The organism is Streptomyces sp. NPDC055078 (assembly GCF_053607985.1).
The window spans coordinates 1-4567 of the sequence record NZ_JBSGUP010000655.1; the positions used below are offsets into that span (position 1 = coordinate 1).

General features: G+C 67.4%; 3 protein-coding genes. 1 reads left to right on the plus strand and 2 read right to left on the minus strand.

Annotated features, from left to right (window positions below; genetic code table 11):
* Positions 1 to 211: 211 nt before the first annotated feature.
* Complete coding sequence (locus ACWF94_RS34185) at positions 212 to 1081, minus strand: GNAT family N-acetyltransferase (protein WP_453497643.1); 870 nt, start codon at positions 1079 to 1081, stop codon at positions 212 to 214.
* A gap of 604 nt (positions 1082 to 1685) precedes the next feature.
* On the opposite strand from ACWF94_RS34185, the gene ACWF94_RS34190 reads away from it, so the two are divergent.
* Entirely contained in the window at positions 1686 to 1856 is a 171-nt protein-coding gene (locus ACWF94_RS34190; RefSeq protein WP_453497646.1) for a hypothetical protein, read from the plus strand.
* Between the two features lie 678 nt (positions 1857 to 2534).
* Here the strand turns inward: ACWF94_RS34190 and ACWF94_RS34195 are convergent.
* Positions 2535 to 3803 carry a tyrosine-type recombinase/integrase gene (locus tag ACWF94_RS34195; RefSeq protein ID WP_453497648.1) on the minus strand — a complete coding sequence of 423 codons (1269 nt, stop codon included), beginning with the start codon at positions 3801 to 3803 and terminating at the stop codon, positions 2535 to 2537.
* Positions 3804 to 4567 lie beyond the last annotated feature (764 nt).

The window sequence follows — 4567 nt, forward strand, 5'->3', positions numbered from 1 at the left end:
GCCGGCCGGCCGCACGGTCAGGTGTACCGCCGGATGTGCCGCCGGGTCCGCCCGGCCGGTCGTACGACTCCTCGTCCGATGGTTCCGATGGTTCCGATGGTGATGTCATCCCTGGCCAACTCCTTGTCCCTGCCGGTCCCTGCCGCCGGCCCCGTCCATGCTGCCGTCCGTACCGCTGGTCCGTCGACCGCCTGCGGCTCGGTCGACCGGTCTACGGCTCGGCGGACACGAAGTCGTACACGGCCCAGTCGGTGACCGGGCGGTACCCGATGCGCTGATAGAGAGCGTTGCTGGTGGGGTTGGCCGCGTCCGCGAACAGCACGACATCCTTGGCGCCCGCGGCCAGCGCGGCCCGGCTGACCTCGATCGACACGGCTGCCGCGTAGCCACGACCGCGCAGGTGGGCCGGGGTGTAGACGGGATCCACCTGGCTCACACCGGCGACCATCGGGATCAGCCCCGCCATGGAGAGGGGCGTGCCGTCCGGGGTCTCCCAGAACGTATAGCGCTTGTCGGCGAAGCGGGTACCGGCCCAGGAGTCGGCGTCGATGGTGACATCCTCCCCGACATCCGCGGCGAACTCACGGCACCAGCGCATGAGTTGCTCATGGTCCCGTTCGCCCACGAGCCGGCCCCGGCCCGCCGGGAACGGCTCCGGCGGGATGAGCGTGCCGAGGCGGTACATACGGAGCCCGACGCGGAATGCCGGCGTCGCGCCTGTGCACCGCTGCCATGCCTCGGCGAACGCGGTGGCCGTGCCGGTGTCCGCGCTGACGTAGGGGAGCGCGTGCCCGAGCGCCGCCAGGTGGGCTGCGAGAGTGCCGGCCTGTTCGGGGGTGAGGGGAGTGGTACACAGCCCGAGGGACGGAAGGCGATGGAAGGTGGCGCGGACCTCGCCCGCTCCCTCCAGCCGCCCGAAGAGGGGGGCTTGGGCGCCGTACGCCACCGACCCTCGTGATCGCAGTCTTCTGATCGCCGTCAGCGCCACGATATGGCGGGCGGGACGCGAGCGCAGGAAGTCCCCCGCTCGGGCGAGATGGTCTTCGACGTCTTCGGTGAGGTGCCAGTCGTCCGAACGCATGCTTCATGGTGCCTCATGCATCGGACGTGCACCGGTGGTTTTCCACTGAGGCGAGCAGGGCTCTCCGCGCAACGCGATTGAGCAGCAAGGGCTTTCCGGCGACCTTGGTGACGGCAGGGAACCGGACCGTTGATCTCCGCGACGGCGACCCGGGCGCCGGCGCCACACGCGACCCGGGCGGCGCCGTCGTCTCCTCCGACGGCTGACCTCCGCGCTGTTGTGTGGCCGCTCCGGCACCGTAACCCTCGTGCGGTACGCCCGGGGCCGAACCCGGTTTCCTGTGACGCGGGGAACACGGACCGGGGCCGGGGACCGCCCGGGTGACCGGTATCACGGCGTGGCCCGTCCCGCTCCGGAGCCAACCGCCCCCGGGGCCGGTTCCGGAAGGGAGCCCACCGGGGGCTTCGAGCCACCGGAGCTGGCGTTACGGGCGCCACCGCGACCTGTGAACGGCCCGCCGACCGACACCCGGACGCCCGAAAGCGCTCTCTCCCCCGCGGGCCGGGAGGCACTCACGAGACAGCCGAATCCGCGGAAACGGCCACCACCCCGTGGACCCGGGCGCTACGGTGGCGCACCCCACCCCCACATCCAGAGGCCCCTCATGAGAAGACCACTCCTCACCACCCTCGGGATCATCCTCACCGCACTCACCGTCGGTGCCATCGTCTCCGCCGCCAAGTTCGACAACGGCCCCGCCCTCATCGCCGACGTCCTCGTCGCCTCAGCCCTCGCCGCCGCGGCCTGGGTCAGCCTCAGCGCCGCCACCCGTTAGAGCCCGCCTTCCGGATCTCGCCGCGCGCCGGGCCTGGTGCCCGGCACCGCACGCGGATCCAGCCCGATCCGATGGCGAACCCTGGCCCCCACCCGCATCCTCCCCAGCACCCGGACCGCCCGGTCCCGCCCCGGAGACCCCGTCGGGACACAGAGCGAGACACCACCATCCCCGTGCGCCACGGGACATGACACCCCCATCGCCCCCGGCGCACGGTCACCCGCCCCGCCGCCCCGCCGCGCACTGTCCGGCGTCCCGCGCACGTACCGTCCCGGGCGGGTCTGTCTAAGGCGGGTCGCCGGACGACCGCCCCGCACGGCTCACGGCCGAGAGGCTGGGGGCCGAGGAGCTGAGGGCCGAGAGGCCGAGGCTCACCCCCTTCGACGAACTCGCCCCCTTTCGCCCGCTTCAGCGCTACGGTGTCCCTTCACACAATCCACACAAGGGGGGACCTTGACCAACCCGTACAGTCCGGTTCGTCTGTCGGCACCGCTCTGGCCCTGGTCAGAGCGGTCATCCACTCTGCCCGGCACCCATGGGGTCGAATCGGGGTCGAATCAGGTACGCGGACCGTTCCACAGGTCCAGCCCACCTTCACGCCGCGATGGTTAGCCTCATTGCGTCATGGAGTCTGGCACACCAGGGGCGACCGGGGTCAAGCCCCTTCACCGCCCGGTTTCACCCTGCTGCCCGCACCCTGTAGTCGCGGTCCGTGGTGAACAGACCGCTGAAGGTGACCACCTTCACGCCCTCCACAGCCAAGGGAGGGTGGGCATAGGTGTCCCACGTCTCAGAGAACTCCGCGTGCCGCGAGAGCGCCTGAACCGTCTTCGGGTCATGGCAGCCGGATGCCCCAAGCTGGGACGTGTAGAAGTGCTTGAGATCGTGGAACCGGGTCCGCTCCGGTAGGCCGGCCAGCGTCACCGCTTCCCGGAACTTCCCGTTGAACCGACTCCGCCGCATCGGATGGCCGCCCCGCGTGGTCACGATCAGACCCTCATCCGGCGGCGGCACGTAGCCGTGCCGCTTCCTCCATATTTCGCCATCCCTGGTCACCGGCGCTGCCCCCCTGAACCGGGCCAGATGGGCGGCCAGTTGCTGCATCAGGAACCGATCGACCGGCAGTGTCGCCATGCTTGCCTTTGTCTTCAGCTTCTTAGCCTGGCCGTTCTGGCGCTGCTCCGTCACGTAGAGGACGCTGTCGGCCCAGCCGACATCCTCCTCTCTCAGACCGAACGCCTCCCCCATCCGGAACCCGGCGCACGCCGCGATCCAGATCAGGATCTCGTACCGCGGTGCCACCTCACGCATCGCCGCCGCCAGATCGGCCACCTGCTGCGGGGACAGGGGAACCTTGACCCGGGCGTCGACCTCCGGCAGCTCGATCCGCGATGTGATGTTGGCCGGAAGCGGGACATCGGAATCGATCATGTAGTTCACAAGAATGCGCCAGGTCTTGTATATCTGGACCGTGTAGCAGTTACCGATACCGGGATTGTCGAGCAGACGATCAACTAAGGCCATCGTGTCCCGACGCTTCAGGGACTTGGCTTCCCGCCGTCCCGCGAAGGGGAGAATGTGCACCCGGAGATGTGCGTCATAAGTGTTCGTGGTGTTCTCGTTCTTCTTCCGCTTCTTTCGCCCTTCGATGAGTTCGTTGGCGAAGAACTCCACCTTCCTGATACCGATGTCGGGATCGACCCAACTGCCGGTGCGGATGCTGGCCCGCACCTCGTCCAGGTGGTCACGGGCGTCCTGCCACGTAACGAACATCGGCCGGCGCGGCTTGTCGTTGGGGTCGGTGTAACGGGCCTGCCACTGCTGCCCCCGGCCGTGGTCAGCGGTCGGATACTGCGGGTTCTTCTTCGTGCCGCACCTGCAAGGTGCGTCTCCCGGCTTGGGATACTTCTTGTGCCACCGATCAAACGGCGCGTCAGACTCTCTCATGGCCCCTTCCACAGTTGAGTCGGCACTTCCTCGGTCCGCGACGCCTACATATCCGCGGGTTTGGGCGGACGGGCAAGTTCACCCTGCCCTATGCGCTCGAAGAGATCATTAACCTCAGTCTCTTTATAGCGCACCCGACTCCCGTTACGGTTACCCCTCCTGTTATTGCCAGGGCCAGGGCGATAATGCGGACCCAGCGGATATGCGCGCAGCAGACCTCGATTCGTCCACCGACGTCTGGTTGCGGGTGAAATACCAAGTCGGCGTTCCACCTCTACGGGCATCATATAGCGATCAGCAGGCAATTCCGAAGCGGCTTTAGATGTCTTCTTCGCGCTAGGCATTAGCGTATGGAAATGGCGTTCCGGGAGTGGAAATGCAGGCTGATTCGCCGATGGCACGCGAGCCCGGTCCAGCCTCCGAGTGCAAGGGAACCCACCTCCTGGACACAAACGGACGGAAGCCGCAAGAAGGACCCCCGCCAGCGCATCCGTCAACAGATGTTAATGACTCTCCTGACGCTAGCTCAGTCCAGAGGGGTGCGACAGATGCGATCTGCGGCTTATGCAGCAGTTTATATAAATTTCCATAAACATTTATTGATGACTAGAGGCCGGACCTGGGAGGGCACAGAGCACATGCCTAGCTGTCGCCGAGGGAACTCGGGTGCGGGTTTGGGCTTGCTCCGGGGCTGTTCCCCGCCGAACGCCGGAGTCTCCACCAGGGTCGTCGACCGGCCGGTCAGAGACAGGTGCACGGCGGCG

Bases quoted from the DNA above. Each gene is read 5' to 3' on its own strand.
- ACWF94_RS34185 (WP_453497643.1), bottom strand. From the start codon at position 1,081: ATGCGTTCGGACGACTGGCACCTCACCGAAGACGTCGAAGACCATCTC.
- ACWF94_RS34190 (WP_453497646.1), top strand. From the start codon at position 1,686: ATGAGAAGACCACTCCTCACCACCCTCGGGATCATCCTCACCGCACTC.
- ACWF94_RS34195 (WP_453497648.1), bottom strand. From the start codon at position 3,803: ATGAGAGAGTCTGACGCGCCGTTTGATCGGTGGCACAAGAAGTATCCC.